Origin of the sequence: Tenacibaculum maritimum NCIMB 2154, assembly GCF_900119795.1 — a bacterium.
GTDB lineage: Bacteria > Bacteroidota > Bacteroidia > Flavobacteriales > Flavobacteriaceae > Polaribacter > Polaribacter maritimus.
In genome coordinates, this window is the sequence record NZ_LT634361.1 from 399,442 (window position 1) to 418,209 (window position 18,768).

The following is an 18,768-nucleotide window of genomic DNA, read 5'->3' on the forward strand; positions in this document are numbered from 1 at the left end:
TTAGTAATAAAGATCGTTTGTTTGTAAATTTAAAAAACGTTGTGTAGCAAAAAATGTACTTAAGCTAGTTATGATAAAGGCAGCTATTAAAATCCCTCCAGCAACATAGCTTATAGAAATATAATCGCTTAAAAGTTCTAATGTTGGTATGTATTGATCTACATAGTAAATTAAAAATCCTAATCCAATAAGGGCTAGGGTAGCTCCTAAAAACCCCAGTTTGATGCTTTGCCAAATAAAAGGTTTACGAATAAAACTTTTAGTAGCTCCTACCATTTGCATAGTTTTTATATTAAAACGTTTAGCATAAATAGATAAACGAATAGAGCTATTGATAAGAATGATTGCAACAATACCAAAGAAGCCACTCAAAACTAATAGCCAGAAGCTGATTTTTTGGATGTTTTTTGTTAATAATTGTACTAAAGGTTTGTCGTAATTAATTTCATAAACAAAATTATTTTTAGCCAGTTCTTTTTCAATGTTAGCCATCTTTTCAGGAGTTACATAAGCAGCCTTTAAATAAATGTCAATTCCATTTTTTAAGGGATTATCTCCTAAGAACTTTAAAAAATCTTCCCCTAAATCTTTCTTATAAGAATTTGCAGCCTCTTCTTTAGTGATGTAGTACACTTTTTTAGCAAACGCTTCTTTTAAGAGTGAACTTTTTAGTGCTTCGGCTTGCTTACTATCCACATGATCCTTTAAAAAGATAGAAATAGCAACTTTCTCTTTGAAGTGATTTGCTACCTTCGTTGATTTTAATAGAATTAACCCCAAAACACCAATCATAAATAAAACTAGGGCAATACTTATTGTTACAGATATATAAGAAGATTGTAAACGTCGTTTTTGAAAAGAATCGAAAGAGGTACTCATTATTATTCTATGATTTTCAGGTCCGAAAGGTACGAATATATAGCTTGTTTTTTTAAAAAATACTTATTTAATATCTTGACATAATTCAACTAAAACCCCGTTGGTTGTTTTTGGATGTAAAAAAGAAACAAGCTTGTTGTCTGCTCCTTTTTTAGGTTTTTTATTTAATATAGTGAAACCTTCTCCTTGTAAGCGCTTTATTTCTGCTTGAATATCATCTACAGCAAAAGCGATATGGTGAATACCTTCTCCTTTCTTTTCAATAAATTTAGCAATAGGACTTTCTGGGTTGGTAGCTTCTAATAGCTCTATTTTATTTGGGCCTACCTCAAAAAAAGAAGTTTTTACGCCTTCACTAAGAACCTCCTCGATCTTATAATGTGCTTTTCCAAAAAGTGAAGCAAAGAGCTGGTTTGAACTTGTGATACTTTTGACGGCTATTCCAATGTGTTCTATTTTTTTCATGTGATAAAAGTAAAAAAGCTTTTTGAACTTGAAAGCGTTTAAGTTAAAGAAAAAATGTATGAATAGGTAAGACCAAATTGACGAAAGTTGGATGGGGCAAGAAAAAGAGGAATTTTATAGATTTTATTAGTTTGGATTGATTATTGTTGCTTTCTGCAATAAAATAATCAGTAAATTTGCAACATGGAAGAAACAAATAGACAACGAAAGATTGCAGGAGTGCTGCAAAAAGATTTGGTAGATGTGCTGCAAAAAGCAGCGCAAGATGGAATGAAAGGAGTGATTATTTCAGTTTCGAGGGTTTCCGTGACTTCAGATTTAGGGATTGCAAAGGTTCATTTGAGCGTTTTTCCTTCAGAAAGAAGAGACGAAATTATTAAAGGAGTTACTTCCAATACGCCATTAATTAGGTATGAAATGGCAAAACGTACACGTCATCAGTTAAGACGTATGCCTGAACTATTGTTTTTTGGAGATGATTCTCTAGATTATATCGAAGGAATAGATAAGTCTTTAAAAGGGGATAATATTGATCCTATTAAGAATCCAGATGTTTTACCGCGTCGTAAAAAACGTTAGTGCTTAAATTGCTCCGATTCCCATACTATATAGCAAAGCGATATCTGTTTACCAAAGCAAGTAATAACGCTATTAATATAATTACATTGATTGCATCTTTCGGTGTAATTGTTGGTTCGTTGGCATTGTTTATTATCTTGTCGGGCTTCTCTGGATTAAGAACGTTTAGTGATTCATTATTGGCTACTTCAGATCCTGATATAAAAATATCAGCAGCTAAAGGGAAATCATTTTTTTTTACAGATGAAATACAGAAGGTTTTAGAAGGAGCTTCGGAGGTGAAGCTATTTTCACGTGTGGTAGAAGAGCGCGTTTTTTTAAAGTATAAAGACAAAGAACATATTGCTCAGATAAAGGGAGTTGATACGGGGTATAATAAAATTACTCAAATTGATTCAGCCTTATTTTTAGGACAATGGTTGGATCCTGAGTTTAAAAATATGGCGGTATTAGGAAATGGAATCTCAAATAAACTTTCGTTAGGGATTTTAAATTACAGTGAGCCTTTAGAAATATACGTCCCTAAACCAGGAAAAGGATATATCATGAATCCAGCAGCAGCATTTAATAAAGTGAAGGCTCAAATTATAGGATTGTATTCTGGGAATGAGGAATTTGAGAATAAATTTGTATTTGTAGATATACTTTTGGCTCAAGATTTATTGAGGTATAAAGAAAATCAATTAACAGCAATAGAAATTAAATTAAAGAATAGTTTAGTTGCAAAAGAAGTAAAAAATAAATTGCAAAAAAAACTAGGAGGAAATTTTAGGGTGCAAACAAAAGCAGAATTAAATGCATTGTTTTATAAAGTTATTAATACGGAAAACTTTGTGTCTTATTTGATATTTACATTGATCGTTATCATAGCATTATTCAATGTTGTGGGAGCAATCATAATGATGATTATAGATAAACGTCAGAACCTAAAAACATTGCTTAACATTGGTGCTACTGTAAATGATATTAAAAGGATCTTTGTTTTGCAAGGGTTTTTACTTACAGTAGTAGGGATGTTTATAGGGATTGCTATTGGTGTTGTTTTAGTCTTTTTACAGAAAGAATTCGGGTGGTTCATGATTACAAGAAGCTTGCCATATCCTGTTGAATTTCGATGGACCAATTTGTTTATCGTAATGGGGACCATTACTTTATTAGGTTTTATAGCCTCCAAAATTGCTAGTAGTAGAATTTCTAAAAGCTTTATAGAGCAATAAATTAAGAGTTCCAATATCCCTTTTTGAAGGAAGCAGGAACTCTTCTTCTAGATTTATAGTTAGTTACTTTTAATAAAAGTATCTAAGTTGTGATTAGCTGCTTTTTGTATTTTATTTTTCATGAAAGGGGTCCATCCAATCAAATAGCCAACGGGTCCCATGGCCTGCTTGGTCCATTTCCAAAGATCAAAGGAGTCTGTATGAGTTGCTATTTTTCCTTCCTTGAATGTAAATGCAGCACTAACTTTATTAACGACTTTTCTATTAGTTTCTGAGTACAGGTATTCAGCTACCCAGTTTGCTTTTCCGTTTTTACTATCTACTTTAATATCGCTAAAAGTAACTTTTGTACTATCTTTTTTTCTGGGGAGAGTAGCATTTCCCACATTTTAATAGCCCTTTGCCCTTTTAATTTTCCAAAAACAGGGTCTTGAAAGGTTATATCTTTATGGTAACAATCTGTCATGTCTTTGATGTTGCCATTTGAGAAAGAAGTATAGAATTTCTGAATTAATTCTTTATGCTATCGTTCATTTTATCTTTAAAATTTAATATCGCTTTTAAACGGTACTAAATTAACAAAAACTATAATCAATTTAACTAGATTGATTATAGTTTTTGCTGATAAATAACATTGTTTTTTATAGAGAAACTACAATTATTGTTTTATGTCAGAAATACTGGTGTTTCCAAACTTAGATTCTACTTCATTAAAAGTATCAAACACATCTTTAGGAGCATCAGAAGTAACCATTTTCATGCGGTACTCTTTAAAATGAGGAATTCCTTTAAAGTAATTCGTATAATGCCTTCTCGTTTCAAAAACACCTAGAGTTTCTCCCTTCCAATCTATCGCCATTTTTAAATGACGACGCGCCATTTCTACGCGTTCTGCAATGGTGGGTTTGGCTAAGTGTTTTCCGGTTTTGAAATAGTGTTTTACTTCATTAAAAAACCAAGGATAGCCAATAGAGGCGCGTCCAATCATACAACCATCTAAATCATATTTATCACGCATTTCCATAGCTCTCTCAGGAGAGTTTACATCGCCGTTACCAAACACAGGAATATGCATTCTTTGGTTGTTTTTTACTTCTGCAATCTTTGTCCAGTCAGCTTCTCCCTTGTACATTTGAGCACGAGTTCTTCCATGAATAGCAATTGCTTTACATCCAACGTCTTGTAGTCGTTCAGCAACTTCTACAATTTTGATAGAATCATGATCCCATCCTAAGCGCGTTTTTACAGTAATTGGCAAATTTGTATGTTTCACCATTGCTTCTGTAAGCGCAACCATTAAGTCGATATCTTTTAAAATACCAGCTCCAGCACCTTTAGAAACAACTTTTTTAACGGGGCAACCAAAATTGATATCTATAATATCTGGCTTTGTTTTTTCAACAATTTCGACGGAGCGTAACATGGAATCCAAATTAGCTCCAAAAATTTGAATACCTACAGGTCGTTCCTTTTCGTAGATATCTAATTTCATAACGCTTTTTGCCGCGTCACGAATCAATCCTTCACTAGAAATAAATTCAGTATATACCACATCTGCTCCTTGCTCTTTACATAAAGCTCTAAAAGGAGGATCACTTACATCTTCCATTGGCGCTAATAATAGCGGAAAATCAGGAAGTTCTATATTGCCTATTCTTACCATAAATATGAATTCAGTGCAAAGGTACTTTTTATTTTTTACTGAATAAAACTTTTAATTGTACAGAGCAATGCAATAGCGTATCTTTGTCGGATATAAGAAGTTAGAAAAGTAGATGAAGAACATAAGAAACTTTTGCATTATTGCACATATAGATCATGGAAAAAGTACGCTTGCTGATAGGTTACTGGATTATACCGGAGCGGTTTCGGAGCGTGAAAAACAAAATCAACTATTAGATAATATGGATTTGGAGCGTGAACGTGGTATCACCATAAAATCGCATGCTATCCAGATGGAGTATAAATATAAAGGAGAAGAATATATCTTGAATTTAATTGATACTCCTGGACATGTAGATTTTTCTTATGAAGTTTCTCGTTCCATTGCAGCTTGTGAGGGAGCTTTGTTGATTGTAGATGCAGCGCAGAGCATACAAGCGCAAACAATATCTAATTTATATTTAGCTTTAGATAATGATTTAGAAATTATACCTGTTTTGAATAAGGTTGATTTACCTTCTGCTAATCCAGAGGAAGTGACGGATGATATTGTAGATTTGTTAGGTTGTGATCCAGAAGAGGTAATTCACGCAAGTGGAAAAACAGGTTTTGGGGTAGCTAATATTTTAGCCGCTATCATTGACAGGATTCCTGCTCCAAAAGGAGATCCCGAAGCGCCGTTACAAGCGCTTATTTTTGATTCTGTGTATAATTCGTATAGAGGAATTGAAACGTATTTTCGTGTCATCAATGGAGAAATTAAGAAGGGGCAGCGTATCAAATTTATGGCAACTGATAATGAGTATTTTGCGGATGAGGTAGGAACATTGAAATTAGAGCAAGTTGTTAAAAAATCTGTAAAAACGGGAGATGTAGGATATTTGATTACAGGGATTAAAACAGCAAAGGAAGTAAAAGTAGGAGATACAATTACAGATGCAGCAAATCCAACAACAGAAGTAATAGATGGTTTTGAAGATGTAAAACCAATGGTTTTTGCTGGGATTTATCCAGTAGATACAGAAGATTATGAGGAGCTTCGTTATTCTATGGAAAAATTACAATTGAATGATGCTTCTTTGGTATTTCAACCAGAAAGTTCAGCGGCTTTAGGATTTGGTTTTCGATGTGGTTTCTTAGGGATGTTACATATGGAAATTATCCAAGAACGCTTAGAACGTGAGTTTAATATGACGGTGATAACAACGGTGCCTAACGTAAGTTATCATGCATATACAAAAAAGAACCCTGATGAGATCATCATGCTGAATAATCCTTCTGATTTGCCAGATCCTTCGCGATTGGATAGAGTAGAAGAACCTTTTATCAAAGCTTCAATCATTACAAAGTCTGATTTTGTAGGGCAAGTAATGAGCTTATGTATTGAAAAAAGAGGCATCATAACGAATCAAACATATTTGACAACAGAAAGAGTTGAGCTAACTTTTGATATGCCTTTGGCAGAAATTGTATTTGACTTTTATGATCGTTTAAAAACAGTATCTAAAGGGTATGCTTCTTTTGATTATTCTCCTATAGGAATGCGTAAATCGAAATTAGTTCGTGTAGATATTTTATTAAATGGACAACCGGTGGATGCACTTTCAGCATTATTACATGCAGATAATGCTTATACGATAGGTAAGAAAATAACAGAAAAACTAAAAGAACTAATTCCACGTCAGCAATTTGATATTCCAATTCAAGCGGCTATTGGAGCAAAAATTATAGCAAGAGAAACTACAAAAGCATTGCGTAAAGATGTAACTGCAAAATGTTATGGTGGAGATATTTCTCGTAAACGTAAATTATTAGAAAAGCAAAAGAAAGGTAAGAAACGTATGCGCCAAGTAGGTAATGTTGAAATACCTCAGGAGGCATTTATGGCTGTCTTAAAATTGAATGATTAATAAGCGTAGGTTATATAATAAAAAAAGCTTTAGGTTTTTCCTAAAGCTTTTTTTATTCATATTGATCTTATATAAGTAATTAGTCTCTACTGGCTAAAATACGCATTGCCCAATATAGAAGCATTGCCAAAGAACCTAAGGCAGCAACTAAATAAGTTCTTGCAGCCCATTTTAAAGCATCTTTAGAACCTGCTAGTTCCTCACGAGTAACAATATGTTTCTTTTCTAACCAAGCCAAAGCACGATTACTAGCATCGTATTCCACAGGTAGAGTAATAAAACTAAATAAGGTACCCATTCCCATAAATAATAAACCAGCAATGGCAATCATGAATCCAATTTGAGAGTTGCCAGAACCAATTCCAATAGCAATTCCTCCAATAATCATCCATTGAGAAAAGTTAGAGGTAATGCTTACTATTGGTACTAGTTTAGATCGCATTTGCAACCATTCATAGGCTTGTGCGTGCTGTACAGCATGTCCAACTTCATGAGCTGCAACGGCAGCAGCGGCAGCATTTCTTTGATGATAAACTCCTTCGCTTAAATTTACTGTTTTATTTTGCGGATTGTAATGATCGGTAAGCATTCCAGGGGTAGAAATTACCTGAACATCTGAAATTCCATGGTCAGCTAGCATTTTTTCCGCAATTTCAGCACCGCTCATACCATTTCGTAAGTGAACTTGTGAGTATTTTTTAAATTTTCTTTTTAGAGTATTACTTACAGCCCAACTAACCACAGAAATAATACCTATTATAGCATAAAAACCTATCATAATTATATTTTATTTAAAAATTTTATATCATTTTTGTTTGGTAAACATACAACATAAATTATTCCATTTTGGTATTTGATAAAAAAAATGACACAATGACAATAAAACCCAAAATCTTACTTTTATATACAGGAGGAACTATAGGTATGATAAAAGACTATGAGACAAACGCATTAAAAGCTTTTGATTTTAGCCAGATTTTAGAAAAAATACCAGAGTTACAACAATTGAACTGTGATATAAAAACGATATCTTTTAAAGAGCCAATAGACTCTTCTAATATGAACACCTATTATTATGTGCAAATAGCGGAAACGATAGAGGCTAATTATGATAATTTTGATGGTTTTGTAGTTTTAACAGGTTCAGATACGATGTCTTACACGTCATCAGTGATTAGTTTTATGTTTGAGAATTTGCAAAAACCTGTAATTTTTACAGGATCTCAATTACCTATAGGAGATTTAAGAACAGATGCCAAAGAAAATTTAATAACCTCTATTGAAATAGCTTCTTCAAGAAAAGGAGGAAGACCTGTGATATCAGAAGTATGTTTGTATTTTGAATATAAATTGTACAGAGCGAATAGAACAACAAAAATAAATGCAGAGCAGTTTGAAGCTTTTACTTCAATGAATTATGCACCTCTAGCAGAAAGTGGGGTGCATTTGAGTTTTAATAATCATTTGTTGTACAGAACATCTGATCGTGCTATGAAATTAATAGTAAGAAAAGAACTTGAAGCTAATATTGTGATACTAAAATTATTTCCAGGTATTACCAAGGCAATTGTAGAAAGTGTTATTAATATTCCTAATTTAAAGGGGATGGTACTAGAAACATACGGGGCTGGAAATGCACCTACATACGAATGGTTTTTAGAATTGTTAAAGGAAGCTATCTCAAAAGGGATAAACATTGTGAATGTAACTCAATGTGCAGGAGGCAGTGTAATTTTAGGGCATTACGAAACTAGCATTGCATTGCAAAATATAGGTATTGTAGATGGAAAAGATATTACAACTGAAGCGGCAATTGCAAAAATGATGTATCTTTTAGGAGAAAAATTAAATAAAAAAGCGTTTAAAATGGTTTTTGAAACTTCTTTGAGAGGAGAAATAAGTGATAAAATATGAAAAGAGTGAAAATAATTCACTGAATTTATAGGAAAAATACAAGAAATGTGTATTTTTAACATAAATACCTCCCCTTTTTTTTTAATGAACCAACAATTTTTTGTTATTTGGCACTCTGAAAACTCAAAAAAAGCATTAAATAGCTTACAGAAAGGATAAGGTCAATGATGTTTTTTTGTGTTTTTTATAGTAAAATATGTATTTTTAACCCGTTAACTATTTAAATTAATTATATCAAAATGAAAAAAGCAGTGAATATTCTAACTATTGCAGGATTTATGTTTTTTGGAGCAATCCAATCGACTTTTGCACAAGAGGCAGAAAAAACTTTTCACCAAGAATTAAAACAACGTTTTATCGAAGGGGGCCCAGTATTCATGGGGATTGTATTAGTAGCTTTAATTTTAGGTTTAGCTATTGCAATTGAAAGAATTATTTATTTGAATATGGCAACTACTAATACAAAGAAATTAGTTGCAAGTGTAGATGATGCATTAAGTTCTGGAGGGGTAGAAGCAGCAAAAGAGGTTTGTAGAAATACAAAAGGACCTGTAGCATCTATTTTTTATCAAGGTTTAGAAAGATCTGATGAAGGAATCGACGCTGTTGAAAAAGCAGTTGTAGGTTATGGAGGTGTACAAATGGGATTATTAGAAAAAAATATTTCTTGGATTTCTTTATTTATTGCTTTAGCACCGATGTTAGGATTTATGGGAACGGTAATTGGTATGATTGGAGCATTTGATGCAATTGCAGTAGCAAATGATATTTCTCCAGCGGTAGTTGCAGGTGGTATTAAAGTAGCACTTTTAACGACTGTATTTGGTTTAGTAGTAGCAATTATCTTACAAATTTTTTACAATTACATTATCTCTAAAGTAGATAGTATTGTAAATAACATGGAAGACGCTTCTATTTCTTTAGTAGATTTATTAGCTAAGTATAAAAAATAAGAAATCCTATGGACAGTAAAATATTAAAAGGACTTGTTGCCATTATATCAATCCTAGGTATCGTAGGTTTTATAATGGTCGCAAGAGCAGGAGAAGGAACTCCTGAGATGGCGAGTGCGGCATCATTTATGGTGAGTATAGCTTTTTATTTATTAATTGTAGTAGTTGCTGTAACAGTACTACTATCTTTAATTAGCTTATTAAAGAACCCAGCAGCTCTAAAAAAGACCTTTGTAGGGTTGGCTATTTTGGCAGTTGTGTTAGCAGTTTCTTATTTTACAGCTTCTGATGCTGCTGTTTATGACGCACAAGGAGTTGTGTTAAAGGAAGGACAGGCTGGAGCTACTTCTAAATGGGTAGGTACTGGAATTACATATAGCTTGCTTTTAGGTTTTGTGGGGCTAGTGTTTTTTGTATTAGATTTATTAAAAGGATTAGTTAAATCATAGAGTATTATGGCAAGAAGAGAAAACCCAGAAATTAATGCAGGTTCGATGGCAGATATTGCTTTCTTGCTACTTATATTTTTCTTAGTAACAACTACAATGGATGTAGATTCAGGTATCTCAAAGAAGTTAGCTGAAAAACCACCAAAGGATTTTGTTCCTCCAATCGTAAAAGAAAAGAATATTTTTCAAGTAAGTATTAACCGTAACAACCAACTATTAGTTGAAGATGAACTTATGGAGCTGAAAGATTTAAAAGCAGCTGCTATCAAGTTTTTAGACAATGGAGGAGGAAACGGTAAAGTTGAAAATGGAGTAGAAACAGGACCATGTACTTATTGTAAAGGAGCTAGAGATCCAGAATCTTCAGATCATCCAAATAAGGCAATTATTTCAGTAGAGAGCGATAGAGCTACTGAATATGGTACATATGTAGCAATACAAAGTGAATTGTTAAGCGCTTATACAGAGTTGCGTAATAGACTAAGTAAAGAGCGTTATAATATGAGTTACACAGAGTTGGAAGAAGCTTTTAAAGATAGTAACAGAAAAGACGAGAGCCTTAGAAAAAAGGTTCAGGATATAAAAAATAGTTATCCTCAAGTTATTTCTGATGCAGATCCAACAGGTTCTAATTAATAATAAAAACAGTCAATATGTCTAAATTTAAAAAGAAGAAAAAAGGGTTGCCACCAGTGTCAACAGCATCTTTACCAGATATTGTTTTTATGTTATTATTCTTTTTTATGGTAACTACTACCATGAGAGAAACTGATTTAAAAATAGATAGTCCACGTTTACCGAGCGCTAGCGAAGTAAAAAAACTAGAGCACAAAAGCTTAGTTAGTACTATTTATGTAGGTAAAGCCAAAGATCCTAAGTACGGGAAAGGGTACAATAGAATTCAATTGAATGATAAAATAGGAACTCCAGATGACGTAACTTCTTTTATTATTAGAGAGAGAGAAGACAAGTCAGACGCAGAAATTCCTTTTATGACTACATCAATAAAAGCAGATAAAGAATCAAACGTAGGTACTTTAACTGATATTCGTTTAAAATTAAGAGATGTAAATGCTCTTAAGTTAAGCTTGTCAACTCACAAAGGAGATGTGATCAAAAAATAATTTGTAAAAGATTTTATAAAAAAGAGCAGTTTTAAAAAGATTGCTCTTTTTTTATGCAAAAGATTTATCTTTATCATAATCTAATAAAAGTTTTATAATGAAACAGATTATTTTATTTCTTTTTATGAGTGTGGTGTTTAAGTGTATTAGTCAAGAAAAACAACTACAGTTAGTTGATAGATATTGGGAAGATCAACTGTATCTTGGTGTAACATATAATATTCTAGATCGTCAGCCATTAGGAGTTTCTGATAGTGGATTTTCTTATGGGTTTTCTGGAGGATATATAAAAGATATTCCTTTTAATAGGAAAGGAAGGTTTGCAATAGGAGTTGGATTAGGATATAGTTTTGATTCTTTTAATCATGGATATAAAATTTTGATAATTAATGATAAGATTATTTTTGATATTGACAATATTCGGCTCTCTAATGAATTAAAGTTACATAATATAGAATTCCCTTTAGAGTTTCGCTTTAGAACATCAACAGTAAAAGATTATAGATTCTGGAGGGTTTACGGAGGTGCCAAAATAAGTTATAATTTTAGCAACTCTTTTGGGTATAAAGAAGCTGGAGAAATACTAACGTTTAAAGATGTTTCTAGATATAATAAATGGCAAATAGGGCTTAGCCTATCTACAGGTTATGGCGCGTTTAATTTTTATATGTACTATGGAATTACACCAATGTTTAAAAGAGCAATTGTAGGAGCTAAAAATATCAATACGCGAGTTATGAAGTTTGGATTGATATTTTATATTTTATAAGATAGAGAAAATAATTAATTCGCTAATGATACCTATTAAAAAACCTAAATAGACTTCTTTGGAAGTATGAGCTTTTAAGTATAGTCGTGAACTCGCTAAAAGTCCTGAAAGAAGTGTGAAAATGAGCACAAAAGGCAGCATATAAATATGGTAAAGAAAGCTTAAAATTAAAAAGTAGCCTATTGAAATCCCCATTGAAAGCAAATGTAAGCTTATTTTTATTTTGGCAAAAAAGAATATATATACAACGCTTAGTGCTAAAGTTGTTCCATAGAATAAATAACTGATATCTCTAATGATATAAATATTATAAAAAGCTCTACCTAGTAAGAAAAATAGAAGCATCATAAGGAATAAAGGAACTTTTCGTTCTTCAATTGAGATTACTTGATAGCTTTTAATGTGTCCTATTGTTTTGAGCAATAAAAGCATCAAAGCAGGAATAAGATAGGTAGCTATAAAAACAATGCAAAGGAGTGTGTATCGTTGTGTATAGCTAATATTTAAAGGAGAAAGTACAAAGTAAAGTAGCATACCTATAGTAGGCATTACTATAGGATGTAGTAGGGCTGATATAAACTGATGCCACTTCATTAAATTTCTTTACGAAGTCTAGCAACAGGAATCTCTAACTGTTCGCGATACTTTGCTACGGTACGCCTTGCAATAGGGTATCCTTTCTCTTTTAAGATAGCCGATAGTTTTTCATCCGTTAGAGGTTTCTTTTTGCTTTCTTCAGAAATAACGGTTTCCAGTATTTTCTTAATTTCGCGAGTAGAAACATCCTCTCCTTGATCATTTTTCATTGATTCAGAAAAGAACTCCTTAATAAGCTTAGTACCATAAGGAGTAGAAGCGTACTTGCTATTAGCAACTCTAGAAACAGTAGATACATCCATGTTAATTTGATCTGCAATATCTTTTAGGATCATCGGTTTTAGTTTGCGCTCATCTCCAGTAAGAAAATAATCATACTGATAATGCATAATAGCATTCATTGTTATAAGTAAGGTTTGTTGGCGTTGTTTGATTGCATCAATAAACCATTTGGCTGCATCTAATTTTTGTTTTATAAAAAGAACTGCATCTTTTTGAGATTTGCTTTTTTCCTTTGAATTCTGATAGCCTTTTAACATATTGTTATACTCTCTTGAAATATGCAATTCAGGAGCATTGCGAGAATTGAGTGTCAAATCTAATTTACCGTCTAAAATTTTTATTGTAAAGTCAGGTACTATTTGCTCTGCAATTTTATTACTACCAGCATAAGAACTACCCGGTTTGGGGTTTAATTTTCCGATTTCAGTAATGACTTCTTTTAATTCAGCTTCTGAGATATTAAATTTTTCAATTAATTTTTTATAATGCTTTTTAACAAAGTGGTCAAAAGCATTTACTAGAATTAAAATTGCTAGCTCTATACTTTTCTTTTGCTTTTTAGCTTTTAATTGGATAATTAGGCATTCTTTTAAATCGCGAGCAGCTACCCCAATAGGATCTAACTTTTGAACAACTTCTAACAGTACTTGTGCTACTTTTTCTTCTGTCGTAAAGATATTTTGAGTAAAAGCTAAGTCATCCACTAAGTCAATGATGCTTCTACGGATATAGCCACTATCGTCAATACTTCCCACTAGGAATTCAGCAATAGTTCGTTCTTCTTCATTTATTCTAAAAGTGTTTAGTTGACTTTTTAATGATTGGTGAAAAGTGGTACCAGCAGCATAAGGGATTTGTTTGTCATCATCATCTGCGGAATAGTTATTAGCTTGTGTTTTATAGCTAGGATATTCATCGTCACTTAAATACTCATCAATATTAATATCATCTGCGTCAATTTTTTCAGTTCCAGTATCATCATATTCATCAGCTAAACTATCTTCAAAATTATCAGTATCTTCCTTTCCTGTATCTAAGGCAGGATTTTCTTCAATTTCTTGTTTTAAACGTTCCTCAAAAGCTTGCGTAGGCAATTGAATCAATTTCATTAATTGAATTTGTTGAGGAGATAATTTTTGAAGTAATTTATACTGTAAACTCTGTTTTAACATAAATACAAATATATGAAATCGAGTTATAATAAAAACGCCATTCAGTACTGAATGGCGTTTTTATTATATATTATAAAAAAATTAAAACTCTGCATTTTGAGGGGTTCTTGGAAATGGAATTACATCTCTAATGTTACCCATTCCAGTAGTAAATTGTACTAAGCGTTCAAAGCCTAATCCAAACCCTGAGTGTACAGCCGTTCCAAACTTACGAGTATCTAAGTACCACCATAATTCCTTTTCATCAATATCTAGTTCAGCCATCTTTTCTTTTAGAACATCCAGGCGTTCTTCTCTTTGAGAGCCTCCAACCATTTCACCAATACCAGGAAATAGTACATCCATAGCACGAACAGTTTTGCCATCTTCGTTCAAACGCATATAAAATGCTTTGATATTTGCAGGATAATCGAATAAAATTACAGGGCATTTAAAGTGTTTTTCTACCAAGTAACGTTCATGTTCTGATTGTAAATCTGCTCCCCATTCATTAATTGGAAATTGGAATTTCTTCTTTTTATTTGGCTTAGAATTACGCAGTATTTCAATAGCTTCAGTATAGCTAACTCTTTTAAAGTTATTTTCAACAACAAATTGTAGCTTCTCTAGTAAAGTCATTTCGTTGCGCTGTGCTTGTGGCTTTGCTTTATCTTCTTGAATTAACCGATTGTTTAAAAATTCTAGATCATCTTTACAGTTGTCAAGAACGTGTTGTAAAACACTCTTTATAAAATCTTCGGAAAGATCCATGTTAGCATCTAAATCATTAAAAGCAACTTCGGGTTCAATCATCCAAAATTCAGCTAAATGGCGTGTGGTATTAGAGTTTTCAGCTCTAAATGTAGGACCAAAAGTATATACTTTTCCTAGCGCCATTGCATATGTTTCGGCTTCTAGTTGTCCTGAAACAGTTAAATTTGTTTCTTTTCCAAAGAAATCTTTTGTATAATCAACCATGCCCTCTTCGGTGAGAGGAGCTTTATTTGCTTCAAAATTTGTTACATGGAACATTTCTCCAGCTCCTTCAGCATCAGAACCGGTAATGATAGGAGTGTTTACATAGTTAAAACCATTTTCTTGGAAATATTTATGAACAGCAAAAGACAAGACAGAGCGTACTCTCATTACTGCTCCAAATGTATTTGTTCTAATACGTAAATGAGCATTTTCACGTAAAAATTCAAAGCTGTGCTTTTTAGGCTGTATAGGGTATTCTTCAGGATTTGAATCTCCCAATATTTCCAAATCATTTACTTGGATTTCTACCGATTGCCCTTTTCCTTGGCTTTCTACTAAAGTACCTTTAATACTAACAGCTGCTCCCGTATTTATTCTTTTTAAAAGATTTTCATCCAAATTTTCAAAATCAATAACACATTGAATATTTTTAATAGTTGAACCATCATTTAAAGCGATAAAACGATTGCTTCTAAATGTTCTAACCCATCCTTTTATGTATACTTCTTGTAAAAATTTGTCAGATTGTAATAATTCGATTACGGTACTTCTCTTCATCTTAAAATAAATAAATAAAACCACAAAGTGGTAAATGTGAAGAGCAAAGATACTTTTTTAGTAGATAATGAGCAATGAAGAATTCTATTATAAATTTCTTAAGAAAAGAATTTTATAATACTTAAAGTTTAAGATTGATAAAAGGTTTTTATGATGTAGAAATAAGAGTTGATTTGTATTTGATAAGCTACTTATAAAAATTAGCTTGCTTAAAATATGTTTAGGCAAGCTAATTTTTTAATGTGTTTTTTTTGATTCTTCCTTTGGAGGAATGATTTTTATTTTAGGCTCCTTAAATACGGTTTCATTAGATATTTTCTTTTCAAAAGTCAATAGGAGAGAGGGTAGCAAAATAAGATTAGAAATCATAGCAAAGAGTAGTGTAACAGATACTAAACCTCCTAGAGCAATGGTTCCTCCAAAGCTAGAAACTGTAAATACCAAGAACCCAAAAAATAGCACGATAGATGTATAAAACATACTAACTCCCGTTTCCTGTAAAGCGTTGTAAACAGACTTACGGATCTTCCAGTTATTAGCTTGTAATTCTTGTCTGTATTTAGCTAAAAAGTGGATAGTATCGTCAACAGAAATACCAAAAGCAATACTAAATACTAATATGGTTGATGGTTTTATAGGGATGTTAAAGAAGCCCATTAATCCAGCAGTAAGTAATAAAGGTAAGATATTAGGGAGAAGTGATATTAAAATCATTTGATAGGAACGGAACATCCATGCCATAAAAAGTGAAATTAATAAAATGGCTAATGATAAAGAGATTACCAAATTTTTAATAAGGTAATTTGTCCCCTTTATAAAAACAAGTGCTTTTCCAGTAAAGGTAACATCATATTTCTCTTTAGGGAATTCTTTATCAACAACAGCTTTTAGTCGATCTTGGATGATATCCATTTTATCTGTTCCAATATCTTTCATAAAAGTAGTAATCCTAGCGTATCTGCCTGTAGAATCAACAAAATTCTTTAGCATTCCCGAGTTATTAGTGGAGTTTTTCGTATAAGCAAAAATATGAGCTTTTTCTTGACTCGTAGGGAGCTGGTAATATTTTGTTTTTCCTTTGTAATATGCTTGTTTCGAGTATTTAACAAGGTTAATGATAGATACGGGTTTTGATAATTCAGGAAAACTTTCTATTGTTTCATTTATTTTTTCCATCTTTTTTAAGGTGGAAAGCTTCATTACTCCTTTTTCTTTTTTAGTATCTACCAAAATTTCTAATGGCATAATTCCTCCAAATTCTTTTTCAAAGAACTTGATGTCTTTATAAAAATCCATTCCTTTAGGCATATCCTCAATGAGACTACCTGATACACGTATTTGATATACTCCAATAATTCCAAATATGATGACTAAAACGGTGGTGATATATACCGCTATTCTTCTATTTCTAACAGTGTCCTCCATCCAGTTTACAATGTTGTCAATCCATTTTTTTTCCAGATGGTTTAAATGCTTCTTTTTAGGGAGAGGCATAAAACTATAAAGAATAGGGATGATGAGTAAAGCTAGAATAAAAATACTGATAATATTTATAGAAGCTAAAATACCAAATTCTCGTAGTAATTGACTCTTTACAAAAACAAAAGTGGCAAACCCTGAAGCAGTAGTGATATTGGTCATCAATGTAGCATTTCCTATTTTAGAAATGACACGTTGTAAAGATTTTGCTTGGTTACCGTGTTTTTTTACTTCCTGTTGGTATTTATTAATTAAGAATACTGCATTAGGAACTCCTATTACAATAATCAAAGGAGGTATTAAAGCAGTTAAAACAGTAATTTCATATCGGAATAAGCCAATGAAGCCAAAGGCCCAAACAACTCCAATACTTACTACCAAAAGAGTAATAAAAGTTGCTCTAAACGATCTAAAAAAGAAAAAGAAAATAACAGCGGTAACAAGAAGAGCTAAGCCTACAAAAGTTCCTATTTCGTCAACAATATTTTGAGAGTTTACTGTACGAATATATGGCATACCAGAAACTCGAATATCGATATGGTTGTCTTTTTCAAATTTTGCTATAGTTGGGATTAAGTTATCATAGATAAAGTCTCTACGAACAGGAGTGTTTACAATATCTTTTTTTAAATAGATGGCGGTTTGAATAGTCCCTTCTTCGTTATATAATAAATTATTATAGAAAGGAAGCTTTTCAAATAATTGTTTTTTTATACGTTGAATTTCTTCTTCTGTAGAAGGAGAATTGCTAAAAAGAGGTTCTGTGATAAACTTCCTTTTTTTTCTATCTGCTTTTAATTTTTGAACATCTGCCAAAGAAACAGAGAACTCTACTTCAGGAGCGACATCTATTTTTTGAATTAAAGCATTCCAAGCGTTAAATTTTTTAGGAGTGAATAGTGTTGTGTCTTTTACTCCAAGAATGATTAGGTTACCTTCTTCACCAAAAATTTCTAGAAATTTGTTGTATTGGATATTGGCTTCATGATTTTCTGGTAATAGATTTGCTTCCGTATAGGAAAAGCGCATATATTTCATCTGTGTTACCAAAAAGGTAGTAGCAATAGCAATTAATATTAAAATAATATATCTACCTCTTAAGATGAGTCCAGCTACTTTAGTCCAAAAGTTCATTCAAAAAAAATTTCTGTAAAGTTATTAATTAAATATGAAGTTTTTAGAAAAAAAAAGAGTGTTAAAAAAACACTCCTTTTTTTTATAGGTATCATTGATTTATACCGTCATGATTTCTTTCTCTTTTACAGAAAGTTTAGCATCTATTTCTTTTACAAAACTATCTGTAAGTTTTTGAATTTCAGCTTCTGCGTCTTTTTTTATGTCGTCAGAAATATCCGTTTTTTTAACGTCATTATTTCCATCTTTTCTAGCATTTCTGACACCAACTTTTGCATGTTCAGCCTCAGCTTTTGCTTGTTTTGCTAATTCTTTACGACGTTCTTCTGTGAGAGCAGGAACGTTGATGATGATTAAATCTCCATTATTCATAGGATTAAAACCTAGATTAGCAATCATAATTGCTTTTTCTATTTCCTGTAACATATTCTTTTCCCAAGGCTGAATTGTAATAGTTCTAGCATCGGAAGTACTAACGTTAGCAACTTGGCTTAGCGGTGTTTGAGATCCATAATAATCTACAGTTACATTGGCTAGCATTGCAGGAGTAGCTTTACCTGCTCTAATAGCACGCAGTTCCTTTTCTAAATGAGTAATTGCGCTTTGCATTGCTTCTTTTGTACTGTCTATAATAAATTCAATTTCTTCGTTCATCTTTTCAAGTATTT

At 32.2% G+C, this 18,768-nt stretch carries 20 protein-coding genes; 9 read left to right on the top strand and 11 right to left on the bottom strand.

The window, feature by feature from the left end:
• Both MARIT_RS01855 and mce read right to left on the bottom strand, forming a co-directional pair.
• A complete protein-coding gene (locus MARIT_RS01855; protein ID WP_100210613.1) occupies positions 1 to 879 on the bottom strand; it encodes a cell division protein FtsX in 879 nt (292 codons plus the stop codon).
• Positions 880 to 942: 63 nt separating this feature from the next.
• A complete protein-coding gene (gene mce / locus MARIT_RS01860; RefSeq protein WP_100210614.1) occupies positions 943 to 1,344 on the bottom strand; it encodes a methylmalonyl-CoA epimerase in 402 nt (133 codons plus the stop codon).
• A gap of 183 nt (positions 1,345 to 1,527) precedes the next feature.
• Between mce and rbfA the strand changes: the two genes are divergently transcribed.
• The gene (gene rbfA / locus MARIT_RS01865) at positions 1,528 to 1,923 is read left to right on the top strand and encodes a 30S ribosome-binding factor RbfA (RefSeq protein ID WP_024740082.1); all 396 of its coding nucleotides are present in this window, start codon (positions 1,528 to 1,530) and stop codon (positions 1,921 to 1,923) included.
• An 8-nt stretch (positions 1,924 to 1,931) separates the two neighbouring features.
• Positions 1,932 to 3,140: an FtsX-like permease family protein gene (locus MARIT_RS01870; protein WP_038025223.1), complete on the top strand. Its 1,209-nt coding sequence runs from the start codon at positions 1,932 to 1,934 to the stop codon at positions 3,138 to 3,140.
• A 59-nt stretch (positions 3,141 to 3,199) separates the two neighbouring features.
• Here MARIT_RS01870 and MARIT_RS01875 read toward each other — a convergent pair whose 3' ends face one another.
• The 3 genes from MARIT_RS01875 to dusB form a co-directional block, all read right to left on the bottom strand.
• Entirely contained in the window at positions 3,200 to 3,526 is a 327-nt protein-coding gene (locus tag MARIT_RS01875) for a nuclear transport factor 2-like protein (RefSeq protein WP_306301117.1), read from the bottom strand.
• A complete protein-coding gene (locus MARIT_RS16145) occupies positions 3,460 to 3,606 on the bottom strand; it encodes a hypothetical protein (RefSeq protein ID WP_373852613.1) in 147 nt (48 codons plus the stop codon). The genes MARIT_RS01875 and MARIT_RS16145 overlap by 67 nt, the downstream gene beginning before the upstream one ends.
• Positions 3,607 to 3,798: 192 nt before the next feature.
• Positions 3,799 to 4,803 (bottom strand): tRNA dihydrouridine synthase DusB, encoded by a 1,005-nt coding sequence (dusB, locus tag MARIT_RS01880; RefSeq protein WP_100210615.1) that lies wholly within the window; start codon positions 4,801 to 4,803, stop codon positions 3,799 to 3,801.
• A gap of 112 nt (positions 4,804 to 4,915) precedes the next feature.
• On the opposite strand from dusB, the gene lepA reads away from it, so the two are divergent.
• Positions 4,916 to 6,712: a translation elongation factor 4 gene (gene lepA, locus MARIT_RS01885; protein ID WP_024740087.1), complete on the top strand. Its 1,797-nt coding sequence runs from the start codon at positions 4,916 to 4,918 to the stop codon at positions 6,710 to 6,712.
• A gap of 79 nt (positions 6,713 to 6,791) precedes the next feature.
• On the opposite strand, the gene MARIT_RS01890 is transcribed toward lepA, so the two are convergent.
• On the bottom strand, positions 6,792 to 7,490 hold the full coding sequence (locus MARIT_RS01890; protein WP_024740088.1) for a zinc metallopeptidase: 699 nt from the start codon (positions 7,488 to 7,490) through the stop codon (positions 6,792 to 6,794).
• Positions 7,491 to 7,585: 95 nt separating this feature from the next.
• Between MARIT_RS01890 and MARIT_RS01895 the strand changes: the two genes are divergently transcribed.
• The 6 genes from MARIT_RS01895 to MARIT_RS01920 all read left to right on the top strand — a co-directional run bounded on the left by MARIT_RS01895 (position 7,586) and on the right by MARIT_RS01920 (position 11,921).
• Entirely contained in the window at positions 7,586 to 8,626 is a 1,041-nt protein-coding gene (locus MARIT_RS01895; protein ID WP_100210616.1) for an asparaginase, read from the top strand.
• A gap of 239 nt (positions 8,627 to 8,865) precedes the next feature.
• Positions 8,866 to 9,579, top strand: coding sequence for a MotA/TolQ/ExbB proton channel family protein (locus tag MARIT_RS01900; RefSeq protein ID WP_024740090.1), 714 nt, complete (start codon positions 8,866 to 8,868; stop codon positions 9,577 to 9,579).
• An 8-nt stretch (positions 9,580 to 9,587) separates the two neighbouring features.
• Positions 9,588 to 10,028, top strand: a complete 441-nt coding sequence (locus MARIT_RS01905; RefSeq protein ID WP_024740091.1) for a hypothetical protein — start codon at positions 9,588 to 9,590, stop codon at positions 10,026 to 10,028.
• A 6-nt stretch (positions 10,029 to 10,034) separates the two neighbouring features.
• The gene (locus MARIT_RS01910) at positions 10,035 to 10,664 is read left to right on the top strand and encodes an ExbD/TolR family protein (RefSeq protein WP_024740092.1); all 630 of its coding nucleotides are present in this window, start codon (positions 10,035 to 10,037) and stop codon (positions 10,662 to 10,664) included.
• A gap of 17 nt (positions 10,665 to 10,681) precedes the next feature.
• Positions 10,682 to 11,152 (top strand): ExbD/TolR family protein, encoded by a 471-nt coding sequence (locus MARIT_RS01915; protein ID WP_024740093.1) that lies wholly within the window; start codon positions 10,682 to 10,684, stop codon positions 11,150 to 11,152.
• Between the two features lie 97 nt (positions 11,153 to 11,249).
• On the top strand, positions 11,250 to 11,921 hold the full coding sequence (locus MARIT_RS01920) for a porin family protein (RefSeq protein WP_024740094.1): 672 nt from the start codon (positions 11,250 to 11,252) through the stop codon (positions 11,919 to 11,921).
• Here MARIT_RS01920 and MARIT_RS01925 read toward each other — a convergent pair.
• From MARIT_RS01925 to frr, 5 genes are all read right to left on the bottom strand, one after another.
• Positions 11,916 to 12,515 carry a hypothetical protein gene (locus MARIT_RS01925; RefSeq protein ID WP_024740095.1) on the bottom strand — a complete coding sequence of 200 codons (600 nt, stop codon included), beginning with the start codon at positions 12,513 to 12,515 and terminating at the stop codon, positions 11,916 to 11,918. The two genes, MARIT_RS01920 and MARIT_RS01925, sit on opposite strands and share 6 nt — an antisense overlap.
• On the bottom strand, positions 12,515 to 13,972 hold the full coding sequence (rpoN, locus tag MARIT_RS01930; RefSeq protein ID WP_024740096.1) for an RNA polymerase factor sigma-54: 1,458 nt from the start codon (positions 13,970 to 13,972) through the stop codon (positions 12,515 to 12,517). Before rpoN ends, MARIT_RS01925 begins: the two co-directional genes overlap by 1 nt.
• Positions 13,973 to 14,053: 81 nt before the next feature.
• Positions 14,054 to 15,487, bottom strand: a complete 1,434-nt coding sequence (gene asnS / locus MARIT_RS01935) for an asparagine--tRNA ligase (protein WP_100210617.1) — start codon at positions 15,485 to 15,487, stop codon at positions 14,054 to 14,056.
• A gap of 237 nt (positions 15,488 to 15,724) precedes the next feature.
• Positions 15,725 to 18,100, bottom strand: a complete 2,376-nt coding sequence (locus tag MARIT_RS01940) for an efflux RND transporter permease subunit (protein ID WP_024740098.1) — start codon at positions 18,098 to 18,100, stop codon at positions 15,725 to 15,727.
• A 99-nt stretch (positions 18,101 to 18,199) separates the two neighbouring features.
• The gene (frr, locus tag MARIT_RS01945; protein WP_100210618.1) at positions 18,200 to 18,754 is read right to left on the bottom strand and encodes a ribosome recycling factor; all 555 of its coding nucleotides are present in this window, start codon (positions 18,752 to 18,754) and stop codon (positions 18,200 to 18,202) included.
• Positions 18,755 to 18,768 lie beyond the last annotated feature (14 nt).